The sequence below is a fragment of the Bilifractor sp. LCP21S3_F8 genome (assembly GCF_052117805.1).
Taxonomy (GTDB): Bacteria; Bacillota; Clostridia; order Lachnospirales; family Lachnospiraceae; genus Bilifractor.
On the sequence record NZ_JBQKIK010000066.1, the window covers coordinates 1 to 677 of the forward strand.

Consider the following 677-nt stretch of genomic DNA (forward strand, 5'->3'; position numbering starts at 1 on the left):
ACTTTACATCTGTGCCACTGGAAGGAAGTGACTGCCGCTTGAATGGTAATCCCACGCTGCCGCTCCAAAAACATGGTGTCCGTCCTCGTTGTCCCTTTTTCGACGCTCCCCGGTTCTGAAATGGCTCCGCTGGCATATAGCAGGCTCTCCGTCAAGGTCGTCTTTCCAGCGTCTACATGGGCAAGAATTCCAATATTGATTATTTTCATGTGATTGTCCTCCCTTTACAGCCCCAAAGGGCATAAAAATCCCCAGCAGTAAAATACTTTTACCACTGGGGATTATAAGTTGCGGACATACACATATACAGCATACACCTGTTTGTGATTGCTGTTTTTGGGGATATGTCAAAATTGATAAGGCAAAAGTATTCTTAAATTGGGTACAAAAAACTAAGCCCCTACAAAAGGAGCTATCATAATCCTTTGTTCCCACTATTTGATTATAGTTTTATTTAAGAATACCTTGCCGCATATTTTTTACTCCTTTTCTGGATTAAATCATTGTATCACATCAGTTTTAGGAAAGCAAGTACCTAAAAGAAATTTTTCTTCCCCTTATATGTAACAATCATACCGGCTTCCTAGCGTTCAGAATGTTTTCTGCTGTCTGCTGTGGTGTTTGGTTGGAATTGTCCAACCAAAAGCCGATCCGTGGTGTTGTCTGCATTTTACTAA

The 677-nt window shown here is 41.2% G+C and carries 1 protein-coding gene; it reads right to left on the reverse strand.

Going from position 1 to position 677, the window contains the following annotated elements; all coding sequences use genetic code 11:
• Positions 1-209, reverse strand: a 209-nt coding sequence (locus tag ACTQ3A_RS13895) for a GTP-binding protein (protein WP_441495193.1), incomplete at its 3' end; no start/stop codon positions are given.
• Between the last annotated feature and the right edge of the window lie 468 nt (positions 210-677).